Below are 19,680 nucleotides of genomic sequence, written 5' to 3'. Positions count from 1 at the left end.
GAGATTTAGTAACACGCTAAGTCACACGCTTTTTATTCCGATTGATTTTAATCTTTAAAAACAGGTTTTTATCAAAACTTTTCGATTCCCGCCTCCGCACCATTATTGATAAGGCCTCGCTAGAAATAGCGGGGCTTTTCTTTTTCTGGCTTTGTACCAGATTTGTACCAGTTGTACCATCCACATTGCCCGCCACCCGTTTCAAATGATGACTCGCAAGGTGAGCGTACCGCAGTACCATCTCATACGATGACCAACCGCCAAGCTCCTGCAACTCTTGTAAGCTTGTGCCGCGTTGATTGAACATGCCAGCTTGCCCATGTATGGCGTAAATCGTGCCAACGAAAATTTTCAATACCCGCTCGTTTTAACGCTGCATGCCATGCTTTGGTTGATGTGCGCTCAACTAGTTTGCCTTGATACACAAAACAATAGTGAACATCGTCGCCCTGCACTTCTTGCAACACCGATAAAGCATCGTTATTGAGTGGCACGTTTATCGCCTTTCCTGATTTTGATTGATCAGGATGAATCCACGCAAAACCACGTTCTAAGTCCACTTGATCCGACCGTAGATAACTCACATTCGACTGACGCAAACCTGTAGCCAGTGAAAATTGAGCCATCAACCACAGATGCTTAGGTAACTCATTCAATAAACGTTGTGCTTCATCTGTAATCCCCCCGATTTTTCGGGGGGATTACACATTGGCTGTAGGAAAAAGATTACGGATAAAGTTAGCTTAGTATGTGCTCGTTGATTTAGGCTGCAAGGTTAACGTTAAACCAAGTGCAGATGTCACCTTAGCGATAGTTGAAAATGTCGGATCTCCATCAGATTCCTCCACGCATGCATCCAAGTATGCTTGAATGGCTTCGTCATTATCGAGGTGTTGTGTGTATGTAACTACCCCGGGGTTTGTCAACTGCAGTTAACAACCTGTGCGTTGACACGAGGTTTGAAGAGTATGGTTAGTTGGTAAAAGTGGCAAACGTAATATTGTGTAGGATAAAAACTTAATAGTTAAAATTCGACGAAGCTATGTCCGCTGTGTGCCAGGAGCGGACGCAAAAGTGAGCATCTCAGACGCTTGCATTTGTTCTCAACTAGCCGAGCATTCTTTACTTTTCCTATAAATAATTAGTGCAAACGCTATCTCAATAAACCCGCCCACAAAAGCTGCAAGAGTAAAAGCCGAGGGGAAAATAGCAAGATAAAATCCAGAAATCATAAGTACACTACCCAGAGCCCAGTACACTTTCAAACCATAAAGTGTTTGAAAGGTTAAGTACCTGGCACCAATAATCACTAACATGATTGGATAAAACAGTAAGCCATTAAGCTGTGCCACAATGACAGCAATAAATAGGCCACCGAATAAAATACCCAGATTTTCTATAGCCAGTTTACCAAGCACATTAGTCGCCCCATGTTTACCGGTGGCCCCTAATAATCTTGAAAGTAAAAGGGATATGGGAAATATAAACATACCCCCAATAAGCAATGCTAGCATGCTGTTAAAGGGAGACGAATAAAGGCCAATCAGTCCAGCCGATAACCAAACTATTCCAGAAGCCAACGCTCCGGTTGCACCGCCATAGTAAGCACGAGACATATCTTTTTGTGATTCATTGAAATCCATTTTCTTTGCAAGCCGCTTTTTAATATCTGACTGAGTGTCTTCGATGATAGCCGAGTCGCGCGAAGAGATAAATGGTCCGCTGTTCGCTCGAAGCGGTCATTATTAGTTCGAGAAATTTTATATCGTATTGATATACTAATGTCATGAAGTAGGCTGATTTTGTGGTTATACGATGAAAACAATAGGCAAGTTGGCTAAAGAACTTGGTTTAGGCGTAGAAACTATACGCTTTTATGAGCGAGAAGGCTTGATAAAACAACCTCAAAAACCTCAAAATGGTTATCGTGTGTATGACGACTCAATCACCAAGCAATTACAATTCATTTGTAAGGCTAAAGCACTTGGCTTTACTCTAAAGGAAGTAGCGTCTTTGATGTCAATGGATGGCGATTGTGCCAAAGTTGAATCTCTAGGTTTGCAGAAACTGAGCTTAATTCAAAGTAAGATAGCTGACCTTCAACGCTTAGAAGTCGTCATAAAAGAAATGACTAATTCATGCCGCAACAATAACGACCAATCTCACTGCCCAATAATCGATTCGCTAAAATAGCATTGACTCCGTACCTATCTACGGAGTTTACACTCAAGCCATTCAAATAATGTTAGGCGTTAAAAATGATTAATAAGATTTTAGATAAAGTTGGCTCAGGTGGTGTTTGGCTTGCAGCCCTCAGTTGTACGGGGTGTTTCCCTGCTCTCGGTTCATTAGCATCAGCATTGGGATTAGGCTTTCTCTCTCACTTTGAGGGGATTGCTGTAAATACCTTGTTACCTATATTTGCAACTTTGGCGTTGTTGGTAAATTTGTATAACTGGTATAAAAACCAAAATCATACGAGAGGTACTCTTGGAGTTATTGGGCCTATAGCTGTTTTGTTAACCCTCTATCCACTATGGCAATATGACTGGAGCACTTATTTGTTCTATGTGGGTATTTGTTTGATGATTGTAATGTCCGTATTGGACATTGTTAAACCTTTGAAGGAGCAAACATGCGAGGTATAGAGTTAAATTCTACCATTACTTGCCCTGAGTGCGGTTTCAGTAAAACCGAAGAAATGTCAACCAACGCTTGCCAGTGGTATTATGAATGTGAATCTTGCAAAGTTCTCCTAAAGCCTTTGAAGGGCGATTGTTGTGTATACTGCTCTTATGGAACAGTGAAATGCCCACCAATTCAAGAAGGCCAAAGTTGTTGTAAGAGCTAAGTGAATGTCTCTTAATGGCACAAAGCCGAGATCCGACGAAGTGGTACTTTCCGTGAAAGTTGTGGTGCGATTAATTTGCAACACGTGGTAAGGAGCGGTTGCAATGTGGTGGTAAATTAAGTGCAATTAATCAAGAAGGTGATTCAATGAGTGAACAACTGAACTGTCAAAGCCGCATGGATGCGGCGACAACTCTGTACTTGCCGCAAACAACTATCCCCGTCCTGCTAAACCAATGACGTAAACTCCTATCTCTCCCGACTTGTTGGAACAAGTCGCACTCACAAGGTGCAATTAAACACTGAACAAAAATTCATGGATGAATGGTTACCGCCGAAGGACTCGGCGCAAATAAAAAACGTACATACCATTATACACAGTATGTACGTTTGAAATAAAAGCCGCTGACCTTATATGTAAAGCCCTGTCACTCACTCACGCGCGAATAGACACTGTTTTTACTATATACTCCGTTTTCGCCTCCGTTTTTATTAAATTCATTACCGAAGCTATGACGTTGCCTTTTGGCGTTCAATGACTTCGTTCTGTGCCTCAATTGCTTTATCAATTACCCGAGCATACACACGCTTCTTCTCGCGCGATTTTGCATTTCGCACGAATTCTGACAGGTTCGAATTATAAGTAGTCCTCGGTTTTAGCAACCGACTAAACATGACAAAATCCTCCTTCTCATCGTTTAGGCTTGCGCTAATTATAGCACTTCACAACGAACCAAACGCCCTCTAAAAACTCACTAAAATGCATATCTATGCACACACCAAAATCCCAAATAGCATGAAATCATGCTTTTTTGCCGCTCAAAATAGCATGATTTCATGCCAAGACCATGTGACCAAGTTGGCGGTGACCATGCTAATTTACCTTAATGGATTTTAAGCGACGCTGAGGTGATGGATAGCGGGACCCCTTATGTATCAAGGGTTGTAAAGAAATGTACATTGAGGTATAAAGATAAAAATTACCCCAGGCTACCTTGACATGGTAGGGGTCGGTAGTTCGAGTCTACTCGGACGCACCATCTTCCTAAAGTTCCAAACCCTTTGAATTTATTGACTTGCTTTGCGCGCCAACATAGTCGCAAACTTCAATCGCGCCCCATTGTGCATAGTGCCCACATCTTCGTTGTATTTCACAAGCTCCCAACCTTGGTAAGCATCACGTAATTCACCTTCATCAAAGGTGAACGGAAATGGCATAGGACAAGGATAATCGGCTGTGTTCATGGCGCATACAATGAGGTTATAGCCGCCGGGTAGCGTGTGCGCTTGCATGTCAGCAATAACCGCTGCAACACAAGCGGGATCTAAAAACATTAAGGTCACTGTGCAGGCAATAAAGCCGAAATCTTCGGTTAATTGCGCGTTGTTAATGTCATATACCTGCGCGTTAATATTGGCAATGCCCTCTTCGTTGACAATTTGCTGCAACATGGCAATGGCATTGGGGTTGTTATCCACAGCTGTCACATTAAAGCCCTGCTGACTCAAGTACAGCGCGTTACGCCCATTTGAACAACCCATATCAAGCACTTGGCACGGTTCAACGTGCGAACAGGCTTCAACTACTTCGCTGTGAGCTGGGTTCAAACCATACCGAATATTTAAATCAACTGACATACTATTTCCTGCCCTGCCTGACGAATAACGAGTAACGAATAACGAATAACGCGCATTATACTTGCGGTTTTTAACTTAACAATCATAATAAATGCATGTTCAAAAAGGAGGACAATTTATGCGCCAGTTATTACTTATTAGTTTATTCAGCGTATTCATATTTGCGGCAGCAACACCGGCGCAAGCGCAAGACAAACCTCAGCCATGGTTACCTAGTTTAATTACCGAAACCCCACAGCAAGGTTTTGAACTTGCGGTCAAACTGGCTCGCAAAGGTGTGACTAGCACCCAGTCAAACAAAGAAGTGCTATTTCGAGAACGTGATAAATACTCCAACGATGCCGAACACTTAATGATGGCATCACAGGTTATTGCCCTGCACTATCAAACCATCGCAGCGGCTAATAATTATTGGCGTTAAAACACTTAGAAGCGACTAACTAGCGCCCAGTAAAGGTGCGGCGCCAAGCTAAAGGTACATGTTGCAGCCACTGCTGCAAAACAGCCTTTTGTTGGCGTTGTACGAATTGAACGTATGGGGCGAGTTCGCCGCTCGCATCTAGCAACCGAGCAGTGTCGTGCTGTTTGGCAGGGTAAGCTTGGGCGGTGGCATGCTCACAAAACCATTCATATGCCGGGGCGGCAATATGGGTGAAGCCTTCGCTTTGGGCTATGTGGAGGCCTTTTGGGTCTAGGTCGCCGAAGTAACGTAACGGTCTGCTATTGCTGCCCTTCCATCGATTAATCAAAGCCGCGCGGCCTTTGCTGTAATGGCTGTCACCGCGGTAAACAATTAAGCTTTGCGCTTGCTTGTGACCTTTCTTGTCAACTTTCTTGTTAACTAAGCACGGCAACTCAAATTGGTGTAATTCGTAAAAACAATCCAGATTTTCCACCACTACCAAATCAGCAAATTGGCTTAAATCGAGTTCACGCTGATCAACATCAACCACCTGCCCGGCGCCATCGCCAGCGTCAAAAACATAGCGTAGCACGCGGTGGTCACGCGGCTTTTCGCGCACCGATTTATGCTCGGCGGCGCCCTGCTCGGCCTGCGCTAAACTTGAGCCTTTCAAATCAGCGGATAACGGCGCTAAAGCTAGCTGCGCGAGGCGTTGCTCAATGGCTTGAACAAGTTGAGATGTATAGCCGAACACCTTAGCACCGGTCACGGGAACAGGCAGAAGATCATGCTCTGAGCACCACGCCAAAATGCGTTTATCAGTCGCTTTTAGTGTGCGCTCAACGCGTGACTGAAACCGCAGTTCAGCTTGAATACCCTGCAGCACTTTGCGCTCGCCTGGGCTTAAATCACGGCTTAAATCGCGCGTCATGCAGCCTGAAACCTCACCGCCAAGTCTTCAATAATGTGCACGTGGTTAAACGTACTTATGCGGCGCTCGTCACGGGTTATGGTGAATAACTTTTGCTCGTGACGCGGTAGCGCGTTGTACTCGCCCAACACTTGAAACAGCCACACTTCGGGCGGCCATTGCAGCTCTTCCGCGGCTAAAAACGCCAACGCTGACGGCGGCTCCGGTGCTTCGCACACGTGAATAAAATAGCGCATGGCGTCTTCTTTTAGTTGCTGCTGGCGAGCCTCTACCGCTTGTTGCTGCGCAGAGCTTTGCACTGATCCCTGCAGCGCGTCGGCCGACACACTCACGCTGTCGGTTTTGCGTTTTAACGCAAGCTCTTGGTACAACGCATGCACCAACGCAGTGACATCACTTAGTTGTTCGTTTTTGTCTAGCCCCACCGCTGCGGCCGGCACAATGGGCGCCGCGTGGTTCACCAACGCTGGCACTTGGCTGCGGTACGAATAATCGCCCACCATAAAGCCGGGGTGTTCACGCAAAAACCCGGCCATGTTTAACACCAACAAACTGCGCTCTTGTTGCTCACGGAAACGTGTCATGAGTTCAACCAAGCGCTTTTGCACTTCCAGCAAACTGCCGTGGTGGGCGCTCATTTGCTGCTGCAAACGGCTAACCAAAATCTTACGCAATGTCGGGTGGCCTTCCGCCAGCTCAATCAACTCGTCAAAGTCAATTAACGACATGCCGTCAATAAGGCGTTTAATTTGCTGCTGAGCACGCTCGTTTTCGCGAATTTTATCGCTTAAATTGCTAACAAAGCCAAAATTACTATTTAATCGGTGCCACAGGCTATAAATGGCCTCTTCAAACTGCGCGGTTAAGTCGTACACGGCCTCGTCAATGCGTAGCATTTGGCTATCAACACGTAAGCTATCGCCCATGCGTTGGGCCTCGCGTAGGCCTTCCACAAAGCCCCGTATAGCCACTAATTTATCCGCAATGTCGGCGTGAATAGCGCGACGACTTTCGTCGGTTACCAAGGCGGCAATTAGCTGCGTCACAGGGTGTCGCAACTTTAATTCATGGCTATCATCGGGCTGGTACAGCACGCGTGCGCTAATTAAGCGGCGCAAAGTACGCTCATTTACCGCAGCGGGGTCAATACCACCGGTTAAATACCCCTGCATGAGCACCTTGGCATTGTCGCCAATTAACTTCAAACGCTCAGCGCCTACCTCAAACAGGCCGCTTAAGTGTTGCTTGTCGTTATCATGCGTGGCCATTACAGCAACTCCGTTTGCGCCTGGCTATTTTGGTAATCATCCAGCGGAATGTTTTCTTCGTCTTTAATAAATCGAACCAATTCAAGTAGATAATCAATTTTACCCGTTACGGTAAAGTACAAACGGCTGCTATGCGGTTGCTGCAAATAGCCGTGCTCGACCAAACGTTTGGCCACCTGCTTGGCCTGCGCGTCAACCGAATCAGCACTTGAGCCAAAAAACTTATCGCTGGCAAGGTTTTGCAAGCGTTGGCGTAAGCTTGGGTTATCTTCGGTTTTCACCACCAACTCTTGCAGCTTCAAGGTGTCGCCGGCTGTTAAAATGCCGTCGCTGCCCATGGCCTCTTGCACGTAAGTTAGCCACTCTAGCAGCGGCAGCAACGAGCTCATGACCACCGCCAGCTGCTGTTTTAAGTGCTCTCGTGCTGGGTCATCAATGTCTCGGTACGCCAGAAAATACACGCTATTGTCGTCATTGCTGGCTACACGGCGGTTCAGCGGCTTCAAATAGTCATCAATGCTTTCACGCACGTCGTCACGCTGCAGTTTTGCGAAAAACTCTTCGTTGGTAATGGCGCAAATAAACTGCCCCGCCAATAACAGCTCAATTAACGGGCCATGCACGCTCATGTGAGAACTGGTACTCATGCTTGCGCCTCCTGCGGTTTACGTTGCAAGTCTTGCAGCTTGCGTGACAGCTCAGACACCCGTGGTTTAATGCGTTTCAGCTGACCCTTGTTGGGCAGCTCGGCATGGGGCTCAATTAAATAGCGGTGCTTAAATAGCAATAATACGTCCGACTCAGGGTTCGGAAACGCCCCAACAATATCAATGTGATTGTGATCACAGGCATCAAACAGTTTCTCGACGTTGTGGTACGCCAGGGTACCAATCTCGTCAATGGGCCAGTGAATGGTCACGCCAGCCTGCTCGGGGCGTAGCAACCGCGTAAATGCCAACAAGAATTTGCACAAAATTAAGTACGCCATACCGTGGCTCGACGAGTCGGTTAACTGGCGGTCGTTGCGTATCACCACCGGTTCGCCGTTTTCAATCAGGTTTAGCTGTAATTTCAGCAGCGACTCAATACTGTAATCTTGGTTGGCCTTAATTAAATTAGCCACCTCGCTTAAGTGCTCTAGGTAGTTGTCGGGCGGAATAGCCTCACCCGAAGCCTGCCACTGACGGTATTCGTAAGTCATGTCTTTAAGTGGCTGCCAGAAGCTTAACTCGTCAATGGTGGAGCTAATTTTCACTTCGGCTTTATCAATTCCGTCTAGCTGCAGCTCGTCGCCCACGGCGTGGGTTAAGCGGCGGCTGTAGTCACTCACACGTTTGTGAATATCATTGAAAACCGTGAAGAATTTCTCAAGCTCGGTACCAATGGTGCGGCCTTGCGCCAAAATTTGGTGCTGCTTGGCTTCCAGTACTTCTACTAACTCGGCAAGCTTGTGCACCCGTGCTTGAATATCTGGTGCTTCGCCTAAATCGGCAAACGACTTGTCAATAAAGCGCACCATGTCTAAGTCGGAGTCTTTGCGCAGCTCGGCTTCCAGCGCGTTTAAGGCATCTTCTAATCGTTTGTCAGCTTTTTGCTTGTCATCCAATAGCTGATTGGCACGGGCAATGCGCTCGCTCACGTCGCCCTGCTCAAGGCCTTGCACGGTATCGGCTGGCGGCTGTTGTGTGGCCACCGGCAACTCTGCCATGCGGTTAGCCAAGCTATGCAAGCTCTGCACGTGCTTTTCTGCTTTATCCAGCAGTTCTTTCAGCTTAGCTAACTCTGTGCTATCGGTTTGGCGCTTGGCTTTGTAGTCAGCCTCGTGGCGCTCAAGCGCGGCGGTGGCGTCGCGTAAAGCAGCCTTGGCTTGCAGCTCAGTTTGCAGCCATTGTGGGCGCAAATTCTCCCACGTAACCTTGATAAACTGCTGATAACTCTGAAACGTATCGCGCTGGCTTTCGGTATCACGAATATGCGTTTCAAGGGTGCCAATTTTTTGCTTAATGTGTTGCAGCTTTTTCTCGTCTACACCCTGTTCAGCTAGCTTGGCGCTAAACGCCTGCTCGGCCTCTTTAATTTGCTCTTTGGTGATTGCTTGTTTGCGCGCAAGCTCACTGTTTAAGTCGTCAATGGCGTCTTGCAAAATCTGAATTTGCTCTTGAAACTCAGCGGTTTGCTCAAGCGCACGGGCGTGGTGATCTTGTTCTAACTCTTGCAATGCGTTTTGGCGCTGCTGCTTGGCTTGCGCCACCAGTTGCTGCAATTGCTCAAGGCGTTCGTGAATCGATTTTTTGCGCGCTTTGTCTAGCTGGGCATGCTCGTGCGCCAAGCGCTGCTTGTGATCACGGGCAAAGGCCACATCGTTTTCAAAGCTTTTTTGCTGTTGTTGCGCTTGCGCAAAGGCTTGTTGCTGCTGTTTCGCCTCATCAACCGCCTTGGCGAAAGCTTTTTCAGCCGCTTCTAGCTGAATTTTCTGCCGCTGCCACTGCTCAACCGCCTGTTCTAACTGCTCTTGCAGGCGCGCTTCGGTAAGCGCGTACTCGGGCAGCTCAATGCTGTGTAGATCAAGCTGCACGCCAAACACAGTGTTTGCGGCAGATTCCGCTTCGGCTTGTTCGGGCTCGGCAGCAAGCTGCGGTGCCAAATCTGTGCGCTCTAACAGCGGCTCCGCCAACACACGGCCAAAACTATGTTGCCAGTTCTCCACGTTCTGCGACAAAAACTGTCGCAACGTACCCGCAGCCGGCTCTAGGCGCTTACGCAACTGCTCAATCAACTGTTCGCCATGGGCCGCAGCACTGCGCGCTTCTTTCGCTTTGCTATCAGCCTGCTCGCGGGCGCGCAACGCCGTATTCAGCGCATCTTGTTGCTTGCCCGTTAACTGGCGCTGGTGCTCTAAGTGCTCTTGCGCTTTGTCTAAGCGCAATTCAGCCAAATTTCGCTGCTCAAGCTCTTCGCTATTAAGCATCGACAAATCTTGTTGAGCACGCTTGGCGGCAAGTTCGCTTTGCAGTTTTTCTAGCTGCTCATCGTATTGCGCGCGCACTTTTTCTTGTTCGTGCTGCAAGCTTTGGTTCATGGCCTTGGTGGCATCAAGCTCGTGCTGACGAATACGGTTTTGCTGCTGATTTTTGTCGTTAATTTTCGCCTGAATTTTCTCTTTGGCCTGCTCAAGCTGCTGGGTTAATTTCAGCTTATGCGCATCCAGCTCTTGCTCGGCACCCCGGTGCGCGTCCATCATCACCCGGTAGTGCTGATCAAGTTCCTGCAGCTCGTCGCGGCGTTCTGGCAACTGCTCAAGTTCGCGACCAATGCGCTCAATGTCGGCGTCACGATAGTCGTCATACTGGCGCTGCGCCTCATCTAACTGTTGCTGGCTTTTATCTAAGTCAGCTTGGGCATCGTTTTTCTTGTCGCGCAAGCTACCACGGCGCTGCTCATACGCTTCTTGCGCCTCGGTCATCGCCCGTTTTAAGCCTTGAATGGCCTCTTCGGTGTCCGCTTTATGGCGTTTTTGCTGGCTAAAATCGTTATCAATTAAGCCCTTTAAATGCCACAAAATAGCTAAGTTTCGCGACCGTTCGGCGCTATTTCGTTCAATATCGGCCAAAGATTTTTGCAGTTTTTCAACCTTCATAAACTGCTTCATGTCGCGCAGCCAGCTACGAATTTTCTCGCCAGTCATGGTATTGGCTGGGCGCTGGTAACCGTCTTCTTCCAAAATGGCCGCCAACATACTCTTCAGCGTATCCATTTTGCCTTCTTTGGCATGCACGGCAGACACCAACTTTTCCATATGGCGCAAATGGTATTTATCATGCGCCAAGCCATAGCGCGACGCCAACTGGCGGTACTTCAGGCTTTCCGCCCTATTGCTGCGGTCGTTTTTAATGTCATTCAGAATAATGTTGCGGTACTCGGTGGTGTTGGAAATTTTCGCTGACATATCCACGCCACGGGCGCGCATTTCTTGCGCCCAGTCGTTGTATTCGCGCGCCACCACGGTGTCTTTCTTTTCAACAAGGTAATGTTCAGCTTGGTATGGGGCATCAACAAAACGGTAGTCCACACCATCGGCGCGCTTGGTCAACACCACCTGCGCCACTCCGTTTTGCGGGCGCTCGTACTCGTAAATGACATAGCTGTTTTTGTGCGGCAGGTAATATTTATCAAAATTCAACCGGGTGCGCGGCACTACTTTGTTGGGCAACTCGCCATAAAACACCGGAATCATGCGCTGCAGCGTGGTTTTGCCCGAAGCATTGCTGCCGCAAATATTGGTGTGGCCATCCAGCTCCAACTCCACCACACCCGGCAAATGGCCGTGAATCATAATTATTTTGAGTAGCTTCGCCATTTTGTTCCTTTCTTGGCACGTGTTCGTATGCAATGAATTCTTATGCACAGGATAATATCAGGGGCGTTGGCGTGGGGCTACTGTTCGCTGGTGGTTTACTTTATGACAACCGCTGCAACATGCCCACCAATAACTGACCCACGGTGTGCACCTCGCTATGCAGCGAATGATTGTCGTTAACCAGCACCAAACGCACGTGGTGCTGACGCGCCCATGCAATGGCGTTATCTACGGGCACCACATCGTCATGCCAGCCGTGCACAGCCGCAACTTGGCTAGCGACTGGGGTTGGGTAATTATTAGGGTAATCGGGCAAGCCAAAGGCCGGCGCCATCAACAACAAGCCATCGGGCTTTAATTGCGCCGACGCTGTCGCGCTGACATAACCGCCCATACTCGAGCCCACTAAAATCAAGCCATTGTGCGCAGGCAGCTCGGTATTCAGCAGTATGTTCACGCGCTCGGTTGGGTCATAGGTTGACGTGTAATCCACGCTAATTGTCTGCGCGCCCTGCGCTTCTGCAATTTCTTGTAATTTGCGAATTTTACGGCCTTGCGGGCCGGTTTCCTTGCCGTGGCTGAATACCACGAGTGGTTTTGCTGGCATGAGAAGTCCTTATGTAGTCATGAGGAGTTTACTGGGTGGGGGTGACGGATTGTGTCGCGAGCTTCCAAGAACCAACCGTAACTAGAGGAGCAGCGAGCATTGTCATCACGGCCCATTTGTCCATTTCACCAATCCACATAGCGGCGAAAAACAATCCGCACGATATGCCCAAACCAATGATTAACGCCTGGGCAAGCGATGTTTCGGAACGGTAATATTTACGGCTGATAAATAACGCCAAAGCAATAACTGAAACAAAAGCGACCGGCTGTGCAACTGCCTGGGCAAATTGAGAAATGTCGCTGGGCGATTCGCTAAACCAGGCGTAAATGGTAATGACGAGCGTTGGCGCTAAAATGCTGACAGCCACGCTGGCAATCGCAATGAATGGCATGACTTGAAGCAATTGTAATAGCTGTTTTGCGCCCTTGCGGTTTTGGTTCATTGACTACCCGTTAAGTTGTGAATTGCTGCGGCAAGCCTCAGGCTTCGGAACATGTTCGTCTAGCAAGCATTATGCGCCAATGATTTATGGTTGAGAATAGATTGGTGAATTTTGTGCTTGGCCGCCTTGAGCGTGTTTTTTTCTTACAACTAAATAAGCCACGCAGCGCCTATGTTTAGGAGATATCAAAGCGATCAAAATATATTTATTTGATACCTTCAGCATCTTGACTAAATTACCATCATTTCCCATAATGGGAAACAAGAGAGCCTTATGCGCATTATTTCAAGAGCCACTTTGAGGGGTTTTTGGCAGCAGCCTCACCATGCAGATTCTGAGCAGGCGTTGAAAGCTTGGTATGACGAAGCAAAAGAAGCCAACTGGCAAAATCCACAACAAATAAAAACGCTCTATAGAAACGCATCTTTTGTTGGAAATAATCGGGTGGTGTTTAACATTCACGGCAATAAATACCGTTTAATAGTGGCAATTAATTACAAGTATTCTGTAATTTACATACGCTTTTTGGGGACTCACGCAGATTATGACAAGGTCAATGCCGCAACTATATAACGAGGTTTTTATGCATATTAAACCGATCAAAACCGAGGCCGACCATCGGGCTGCATTGGCGCGTATTGACGAGCTTTGGGAAGCTGAACCCAACACCCCCGAAGGTGATGAATTAGAAGTGCTAGTGACGCTCGTCGATGCATATGAAGAGACGCACTTTCCTATTGACGTTCCAGATCCAATTGAAGCCATTCGCTTTCGAATGGAACAACAGGGCCTAGAAGATAAAGACCTCGTCGCATTTTTGGGCCAACGAAGCCGTGTTACCGAAGTGATGAATCGCAAACGCGGTTTGTCAATTACCATGATTCGTAAATTGCATGAAGGATTGAAGATACCGTTAGAGTGCCTGGTGAAGGAGTATCAGTTGGTTAAGTAGAACGTCTTATCGTTCAGGGTAAATTAACGACGCTTTGTTTACTAGTGAGCAGCACGAACCGCCAGATTTGCAATCTGCCAACTTTGGAGTATGTTGTTTGTATAAAAATCAAACAATCCAAGGAGTGGTACAAATGAAACTTGCTAACGTGCTCTCAGCAGTTAATCAAATTGAAAAGTCAAAGTTTGTTAATTTCCTCGACCGCGTTTGCTCTGAAGCAAGCGAGCAGGACAAAGAACTCGCCAAGCGAATCCGCAATATAGACGGTCAGATTAAAGACGCCTCAAGTAGCGAAGTCACTCAACTATTTAAATTAGCAATGCCGCTATTAACGAGAGAAGTTAAGCATTTGCTTGCTTTAAGCGGAGCGCAAGCCGCCCTGCTTGTTAATATTTTAAGCCGCGATGGTAACTGCGTAACACAAATATCATGGATAGAGCGTTTGTATGCGAAAGAGTGGAAGAGCATTAACGACCATTCAAAAATTATTAAAGAGCTATTAGACAAAGAAGCCGAACCTGGGGTTTTTGACGAGAATCGACGCTTAGGCATATATTTCCGTTGTTTATATGAAGCATTTCATAATGACGAACTCATTAATCGCGAAGCCAAGATTACGGACGAAGAACGCGGGATTTTGAACGTATTGGCTTATCAGCTCGATGTGACAGCAGAAGACAAAGTTGCCATTGAACATTTGGTGCATCCAATACCAAAGAATGGCGTTCAAGATTGCCTGAACCAATTACGGGAAATTGGTCTTTTATTCATCAGTAAAAAAGAACAAACCGTTTATGTTCCTGATGAAATTGTTGCAATGTTACACCGTATTCAAGGTAAGCAAATTGCCGACAAACACCTGCTCAGAATTTTACGCACCCTCTCGGATGCTGAACTTTCAAATATTCTTAAGGCTCATGACAAGAGAATTCGAGGTATTGAACGCACGGAGAAAATCAGCTCAATATTCAAAATGGGTCTGTCGGTCACACAAATTCTAGCGCATGACCTTCATGCCGAAAAAACACAGCTGAACGAAAAGAAAGAACGTCTGAAAACGCTCGTTGAGAACCTTCAGCTCACACTCGACAAGCTTGGAACCACTCTAGAAGAGCGAATTAGCCTGATTATCGATACGCTCAATAACTCAGCAGACAAAGAGTTTAATGTATTATCTGCCGCCGGCTACAAAGCCTTGTTCGAAACAATTGCAAAGCACAATCCAAAGATTGTGAAACTGCTGCGCGAAGAATTTGAGCTCGAGGACAATATCGAAATCGATATCGAACGCCTTCGTGCGCTGTCGATAACCCCGTTTGATATTTTGTATGCGCTTACGAATGACGAGGTTAAAGAGCTAAAAACTGCGATGGGTATAACCCGCCGCGGAGATCTTCGCCAAGTTATTGTTGAGGCCTTTGCAAATGCGACCGACAAGCTTATCGATAACTACGAAGCTCTTGCTAAACGAGATTTGGCGACTTTAAAACTAAACAATATTGAGATATCTGAAGCCGATATTGGCGTTAAATTTGAAGAGGTGACCAAAGCAATTTTCGAAGAACTTGGGTTCGCCGTTGATGAAGACCTACGACGCTCCATCAATACGACAAAAGACAAAGCCGACATACTTATATCGCTTAGTGACGATGACGTTATTATCGGCGAAGCAAAGACTTGCAAGAACGGTGATTTCGCCAAATATTCAACGACATCGCGACAGATAAAAGCATACGCCAATCGATGTGAAGCCGCCGGAAAACGTGTTTCGCAAGTGCTAATTATCGCACCAACCTTTTCGACCGACTTTATCGAGTCAGCCGAACTAGACACCGAGGTTAATATCTCCTTACTTGAAGCTGCCGGGCTGAAGAAGATTCTCGAGGCTTTTAAAGCCCGTAGAAACCCAAACTTCTCAGCAAAGCTGTTAACCAAAGGTGGGTTACTTAAGGCTGATTTGATTGCTAAGCGGATATAAAGTGTCTGCTTAGTGCCAGGAGCGGACGTTAACGCCCTCAACAGCGGAATATTTTCCACCTGATTGCGATTGTTATGCATCTACTCCACTTTAAGCCGCCCCTTGAACACTAGATCTATTTGTCTTAGTTGAGCACCTAACCATTTTAGTATTTCCGCTTCATCTTCGTGCCGTTGCTGATTTTGATAAAGATGAAGCTCTGTTGATTTATCATGTAATGTTTTTAGATAGTTAACAATTTTATCATCAAATAATACAAAAGCACCTTTTGTATTTTGTAGAAACGTCACTCTTTCAACATCATCCATTTTAGCGGTTCGGATAAGCTGCCCGAGATAGAGTAAGGTTGCCTCGTATATAGCATATCGCTTCTCGAACAATTCATGCCTAAGACGCGAGCGGTTTATTCGCCACTGTAGAATAGCAATACCGATACCAACAATTGCAATTACTGGCGTTAAAAGTGCTGATGTAATATCGACCCAATCTCTCTCACATGACATTGCTTAGTCTCGAATTTTGCATAACGCTCGCATTTGCGGCTGGTTTGGAGGCAGCAGAAAAGCAGTCCGACAACATGCGTTTGTTATATTAGTGTCCTGTACCTATTGGGTTAAAATTATAGACATAACCCAAATACATAACGACAGAAGCTATCGCCCCCATGAAAATGGTCAATCCAGTGATAAATTTTCCATGTTCTTCCTTTAACTTAGCTAAATCAGTATTGAAAAATGGGCTTGCTGATAAACAAATTATTGAGAAGACAATATTTGCTAAGTAAATAAATATGACTTGAAGTAAAACAATAAAGTCGAAGTGGTTTTCTATTGAAACTATAAAATACCAGCCTACTGTAGATCCTGCAGCCATAGATAGCATATGCCCTGATATATTGAGAGCCGGAATAGTCACATACTTTCTAAATATTAGAGCAACGGCTGCACCTTCAAAAAACAATGTTACAGCAAGCAATAACATACTAGAGGTTGTCAGAAAAAGGATACTTATGGAATCTTTTCCATAATGGAGTAAAGCTGATAACGCAGAATCGAAGGCAGAGGCCTTTCCATCCAGCAGCCACACTACTACTTGGCAAACAAGCAAAACAACAAAAATTGAAGCTGAATTTACCAGGCTTTCTTTACCGATACAAAAATATTTTTTGATTGGTGCTTGGTCCAAAATACTACTCTCTATTCTATTTAAAATATAACGTCGCAATCACGCGCTTGTCGCGTGCATTGCCTTGTTAGTCAGTATTTGCGAGTTTCGGAAAAATATTGTTGAACTCGCTCTTGGAAAGATTGTTTTGCCCATAGTGGATCATAAGTTTGAACATACAAAATGCACGATAGACAAACTGCGGCAAAACCTCACCAGTATCCATGCGAGCTTCTAGCTCACCCACCACTCCGGCCAAAATTACCTCACGATTTTCGGTGGTTAGGCCGCAAACTGACTCCATCTCCGGAGTGAAGCTGTAGTAGTCTGCCACCCCGCCAGATGATCGATAGCATGCTAGCCGGATAATATCCGCCTGAACTTCCTTGGGAGTAAAAGTGCTAGCCCATCCATTGAGCGAAGTTACCCCTGAATCAGCGAGAGCACCACTCCCCAAGAAAGACTTGGCTTGCCTGGTGGTAACTTCAAAAAAAGTCACGTTGCGGTCAACTGAGGAATGCCAGGAACCAAACGTGTCTATCCTCTCGCTCACAAAGCCATATAGCTCTGCAAGAATTTCTTTGGTCTTGTCGTCATTTTTCGGGGCGACAAACTTTCCGTCAACGAAATCGACATAAAAATTCTTCTGTTTCGCTTTGTCCAAATGCCCAAACGTATCGTCTGAAAAGTATGACTTATAAGGTAATGGATTGCTCAAGCCATTGACTTCTCCCGCAACGCCTCTGATCACATTTCCGTATGCCGTGGCGCGTTTCTGCTTTGGCTTGTGATAGTTAAACTCTTTCCAGAATGCGTTCCAGTCCACGGCATCCGAGGACAACTGGCTTTCAATTGCCACTCGGTACAATTCGGAGATTTTCGCCAATTCCTCTAACGCCAGTACCGTAACGGAAAGCGCTCGGCATAGACGGCCTTCCTTGGCCAGAATCCGCGCGTCAATAAGCAATTCATTCGTATTCACGAAGCATAAATGAGCACCTTGAGCCGCCTGCTTTGGGGTCAATGCGTTCTTCGGGTTGGCACCAGAGACATAGCGAGCCAAGTAAGCGGCGAACTCGTCTTGGTCATTGTTTGATATCGGCACGGCGATTCCTGTGAAAGTTAACATTGGTATATTGTGCGTGCGCACTCCAGAACTCGTTTAATTAATCGTTTTCGGTTCTTAAGTTACTGATCAAACTAGCATTCCTGCCTTGAAAGATTCCGAGTTAGTAAACGCAAGTTGAGCATACTCATTTTCGCACTACCTAACGCACAATATCTAACCTTTATTTTTTGTTATGTCATTGACAGTAAACGACTTAAATAAACAACACAATAATAAAACGCGCAATCTTGCGTAGATAAGTGTGTCGTGCCTGATTGGCGTTATCCACACTTGCTAATAACAGGGAGGCGAGTCACTAGTTAAGTTAGGCAGAAAACCCGACGGTCCGCTTTTCGCTCTTAACGGACGTCAATATTCTTAACCCCAATTCATTTCTGTTCAAATTATGAACTATAATGAACTCATTGACTTTGTAAACAACAAAAGAGGAAAACGATGATGGCAGTTCGACACACTCCACCAAGCGGGTCTAGCGTAGTTCACAAAGGGCAAAAAGGCGGTACAACAGGTTGCGGTATAGATACCAATAAAAACCCTTCGCATTGGTCAAATACCCACGACAAAATAACTTGTGACAAAAACGGTTGTAAGAATTAGTACGTAAACCATTTATTAAGCAAGTTATTTACGTTATTGAGGGGCGGCAAATCGTCGTCTCTCGCTAACCTTCTATACACAATACAAAGATCACCACAAAACCAACGCTTTACTTCCCCGAAAAATTCAAGACACTTTAGCCATAACACAACGGTACTTCACAAACGTACTAGCCTTAGTGCGCCGTATCTTGCAGAAATACAAGTATCGACACAACCGCACTTGCGGCTGTCGAACTTATCTTAAAGCAGGCTGAAGTGCTTTCGAACGTTTGGATTGTTTAGGATTAAATTTATAAATTATATCTGTCGAGTTTGTCGACAGTCACAACAAGGAGAGTGTTATGAGTAATTTAATAAAGGCCTTTTTTATAATCTTAGTACTCAGCGGTTGTCTTGGGGAGCGCGAATTAACGCCTGAAGAGTTGCAATTAGTTGCTCAGTTAAAAACCGAGTTAACGAGTACAAATAAAGATATTGAAGACGCTAAAGTCGAAAATAACAAGTATGGCGGCGGGCTAATTAAGACTTTAATTGCATTAAAATTAGAAATTCTTCAGACCAATAAGGCACTAATTGAGCAACGCATTTATGCTATTGAGTCTGGTGCGCCAATTACAATTTCGGTTGCAGCATATCAACCCGATCTAGCTCGCGCAGAAGAGCTAGAACAAGAAATTACCAATTTGCAACAAGAGATTACTTTGGCGCGCAATGATGCAGCCAGATACAGTGGCGGACTGGTATTAGCTTTAAAAATGTCCGGAATTGCTACTCAAGAACAAACTCTCGCGACGTTGAAGCTTCACCTTTTATCTGCAAAATATGGACTGCGCTTGCCCGCTCCTAATTTAGAAACGGGTAAAAATATTGTCGAAACTGGAAATCAACCAGTTGAAACGGTTGAATCCGAAACTAAATCATCACCACCTGCAATGCCTGCCGGAGATGGTCCTTTCGGTTTTGAAAAAGGCTTATCGCGTGCTGATGTAGAATTAATAATCGGCGAAAAACTAAGTTTAGCTAACGGTGTAATCCCCCCGAAAAATCGGAGCAGTTATAAGTAGAAAATTCCGTTAAACTAAAACGAAGGAGTTTTCTATGCGCAAATCACGATACACAGACAGTCAGATCTTAGCGATTCTGAAACAAAACGAGAACGGTATACCGGTTCCAGAGCTTTGCCGTGAACACGGTATGAGCTCAGCTCAATTTTATAAATGGCGCGCCAAGTTTGGCGGCATGGACGCATCGATGATGAAGCGTCTCAAAGAGCTTGAGGACGAGAATAAACGCCTCAAAAAAATGTATGCCGAAGAGCGACTCAAAGCTGAGATCCGCAAGGAAGCCCTTGAGGGAAAG

At 46.0% G+C, this 19,680-nt stretch carries 21 protein-coding genes; 9 read left to right on the top strand and 12 right to left on the bottom strand.

Annotated elements, in window-relative coordinates:
* Nucleotides 1-242: 242 nt before the first annotated feature.
* Nucleotides 243-680, bottom strand: coding sequence for a site-specific integrase (locus ASC40_RS11940; RefSeq protein WP_281175469.1), 438 nt, complete (start codon nt 678-680; stop codon nt 243-245).
* A gap of 423 nt (nt 681-1,103) precedes the next feature.
* The gene (locus tag ASC40_RS00095) at nt 1,104-1,643 is read right to left on the bottom strand and encodes a DUF7010 family protein (RefSeq protein WP_055437773.1); all 540 of its coding nucleotides are present in this window, start codon (nt 1,641-1,643) and stop codon (nt 1,104-1,106) included.
* A gap of 172 nt (nt 1,644-1,815) precedes the next feature.
* Between ASC40_RS00095 and ASC40_RS00090 the strand changes: the two genes are divergently transcribed.
* The 3 genes from ASC40_RS00090 to ASC40_RS11975 all read left to right on the top strand — a co-directional run bounded on the left by ASC40_RS00090 (nt 1,816) and on the right by ASC40_RS11975 (nt 2,851).
* On the top strand, nt 1,816-2,193 hold the full coding sequence (locus ASC40_RS00090; RefSeq protein WP_008950466.1) for a MerR family transcriptional regulator: 378 nt from the start codon (nt 1,816-1,818) through the stop codon (nt 2,191-2,193).
* A gap of 65 nt (nt 2,194-2,258) precedes the next feature.
* Nucleotides 2,259-2,648, top strand: a complete 390-nt coding sequence (merC, locus tag ASC40_RS00085) for an organomercurial transporter MerC (protein ID WP_034823179.1) — start codon at nt 2,259-2,261, stop codon at nt 2,646-2,648.
* Complete coding sequence (locus ASC40_RS11975; protein ID WP_072243337.1) at nt 2,636-2,851, top strand: GDCCVxC domain-containing (seleno)protein; 216 nt, start codon at nt 2,636-2,638, stop codon at nt 2,849-2,851. Before merC ends, ASC40_RS11975 begins: the two co-directional genes overlap by 13 nt.
* A gap of 1,067 nt (nt 2,852-3,918) precedes the next feature.
* On the opposite strand, the gene tehB is transcribed toward ASC40_RS11975, so the two are convergent.
* Nucleotides 3,919-4,488 (bottom strand): tellurite resistance methyltransferase TehB, encoded by a 570-nt coding sequence (tehB, locus tag ASC40_RS00080; protein ID WP_055437772.1) that lies wholly within the window; start codon nt 4,486-4,488, stop codon nt 3,919-3,921.
* Nucleotides 4,489-4,606: 118 nt separating this feature from the next.
* On the opposite strand from tehB, the gene ASC40_RS00075 reads away from it, so the two are divergent.
* Nucleotides 4,607-4,909 (top strand): hexameric tyrosine-coordinated heme protein, encoded by a 303-nt coding sequence (locus ASC40_RS00075; RefSeq protein ID WP_082432410.1) that lies wholly within the window; start codon nt 4,607-4,609, stop codon nt 4,907-4,909.
* Nucleotides 4,910-4,928: 19 nt separating this feature from the next.
* Here the strand turns inward: ASC40_RS00075 and ASC40_RS00070 are convergent, their stop codons facing one another.
* From ASC40_RS00070 to ASC40_RS00045, 6 genes are all read right to left on the bottom strand, one after another.
* Nucleotides 4,929-5,822 (bottom strand): DUF7281 domain-containing protein, encoded by an 894-nt coding sequence (locus tag ASC40_RS00070; protein ID WP_055437771.1) that lies wholly within the window; start codon nt 5,820-5,822, stop codon nt 4,929-4,931.
* Nucleotides 5,819-7,090 carry a hypothetical protein gene (locus tag ASC40_RS00065; protein WP_055437770.1) on the bottom strand — a complete coding sequence of 424 codons (1,272 nt, stop codon included), beginning with the start codon at nt 7,088-7,090 and terminating at the stop codon, nt 5,819-5,821. Before ASC40_RS00065 ends, ASC40_RS00070 begins: the two co-directional genes overlap by 4 nt.
* Nucleotides 7,090-7,737, bottom strand: coding sequence for a DUF4194 domain-containing protein (locus tag ASC40_RS00060; RefSeq protein WP_245622142.1), 648 nt, complete (start codon nt 7,735-7,737; stop codon nt 7,090-7,092). Before ASC40_RS00060 ends, ASC40_RS00065 begins: the two co-directional genes overlap by 1 nt.
* Entirely contained in the window at nt 7,734-11,447 is a 3,714-nt protein-coding gene (locus ASC40_RS00055; RefSeq protein ID WP_055437769.1) for an ATP-binding protein, read from the bottom strand. The genes ASC40_RS00060 and ASC40_RS00055 overlap by 4 nt, the downstream gene beginning before the upstream one ends.
* 100 nt (nt 11,448-11,547) lie before the next feature.
* Nucleotides 11,548-12,054: an alpha/beta hydrolase gene (locus tag ASC40_RS00050; protein WP_055437768.1), complete on the bottom strand. Its 507-nt coding sequence runs from the start codon at nt 12,052-12,054 to the stop codon at nt 11,548-11,550.
* Nucleotides 12,055-12,082: 28 nt separating this feature from the next.
* A complete protein-coding gene (locus ASC40_RS00045; protein WP_055437767.1) occupies nt 12,083-12,499 on the bottom strand; it encodes a hypothetical protein in 417 nt (138 codons plus the stop codon).
* Between the two features lie 273 nt (nt 12,500-12,772).
* Here ASC40_RS00045 and ASC40_RS00040 point away from each other — a divergent pair, with 273 nt between their 5' ends.
* The 3 genes from ASC40_RS00040 (at nt 12,773) to ASC40_RS00030 (ending at nt 15,429) form a co-directional block, all read left to right on the top strand.
* Nucleotides 12,773-13,072, top strand: coding sequence for a type II toxin-antitoxin system HigB family toxin (locus ASC40_RS00040; protein WP_055437766.1), 300 nt, complete (start codon nt 12,773-12,775; stop codon nt 13,070-13,072).
* Nucleotides 13,073-13,082: 10 nt separating this feature from the next.
* Entirely contained in the window at nt 13,083-13,451 is a 369-nt protein-coding gene (locus tag ASC40_RS00035; RefSeq protein WP_055437765.1) for a helix-turn-helix domain-containing protein, read from the top strand.
* 133 nt (nt 13,452-13,584) lie between these two features.
* On the top strand, nt 13,585-15,429 hold the full coding sequence (locus tag ASC40_RS00030) for a hypothetical protein (RefSeq protein ID WP_055437764.1): 1,845 nt from the start codon (nt 13,585-13,587) through the stop codon (nt 15,427-15,429).
* 80 nt (nt 15,430-15,509) lie between these two features.
* On the opposite strand, the gene ASC40_RS00025 is transcribed toward ASC40_RS00030, so the two are convergent.
* From ASC40_RS00025 to ASC40_RS00015, 3 genes are all read right to left on the bottom strand, one after another.
* Entirely contained in the window at nt 15,510-15,932 is a 423-nt protein-coding gene (locus ASC40_RS00025; RefSeq protein ID WP_055437763.1) for a hypothetical protein, read from the bottom strand.
* 88 nt (nt 15,933-16,020) lie between these two features.
* A complete protein-coding gene (locus ASC40_RS00020; protein WP_055437762.1) occupies nt 16,021-16,614 on the bottom strand; it encodes a hypothetical protein in 594 nt (197 codons plus the stop codon).
* Nucleotides 16,615-16,681: 67 nt separating this feature from the next.
* On the bottom strand, nt 16,682-17,743 hold the full coding sequence (locus ASC40_RS00015) for an AbiV family abortive infection protein (RefSeq protein WP_141656079.1): 1,062 nt from the start codon (nt 17,741-17,743) through the stop codon (nt 16,682-16,684).
* A 919-nt stretch (nt 17,744-18,662) separates the two neighbouring features.
* On the opposite strand from ASC40_RS00015, the gene ASC40_RS00010 reads away from it, so the two are divergent.
* Nucleotides 18,663-19,385 carry a hypothetical protein gene (locus tag ASC40_RS00010; RefSeq protein ID WP_055437760.1) on the top strand — a complete coding sequence of 241 codons (723 nt, stop codon included), beginning with the start codon at nt 18,663-18,665 and terminating at the stop codon, nt 19,383-19,385.
* A 34-nt stretch (nt 19,386-19,419) separates the two neighbouring features.
* On the top strand, nt 19,420-19,680 hold a 261-nt coding region (locus tag ASC40_RS00005), incomplete at its 3' end, for a transposase (RefSeq protein ID WP_055437759.1).

The sequence above is a fragment of the Pseudidiomarina woesei genome (genome assembly GCF_001418345.1).
Lineage (GTDB): Bacteria > Pseudomonadota > Gammaproteobacteria > Enterobacterales > Alteromonadaceae > Pseudidiomarina > Pseudidiomarina woesei.
The sequence above is the reverse complement of the archived record's forward strand: the minus strand, read 5'-3'. Positions and strand labels throughout refer to the sequence as shown.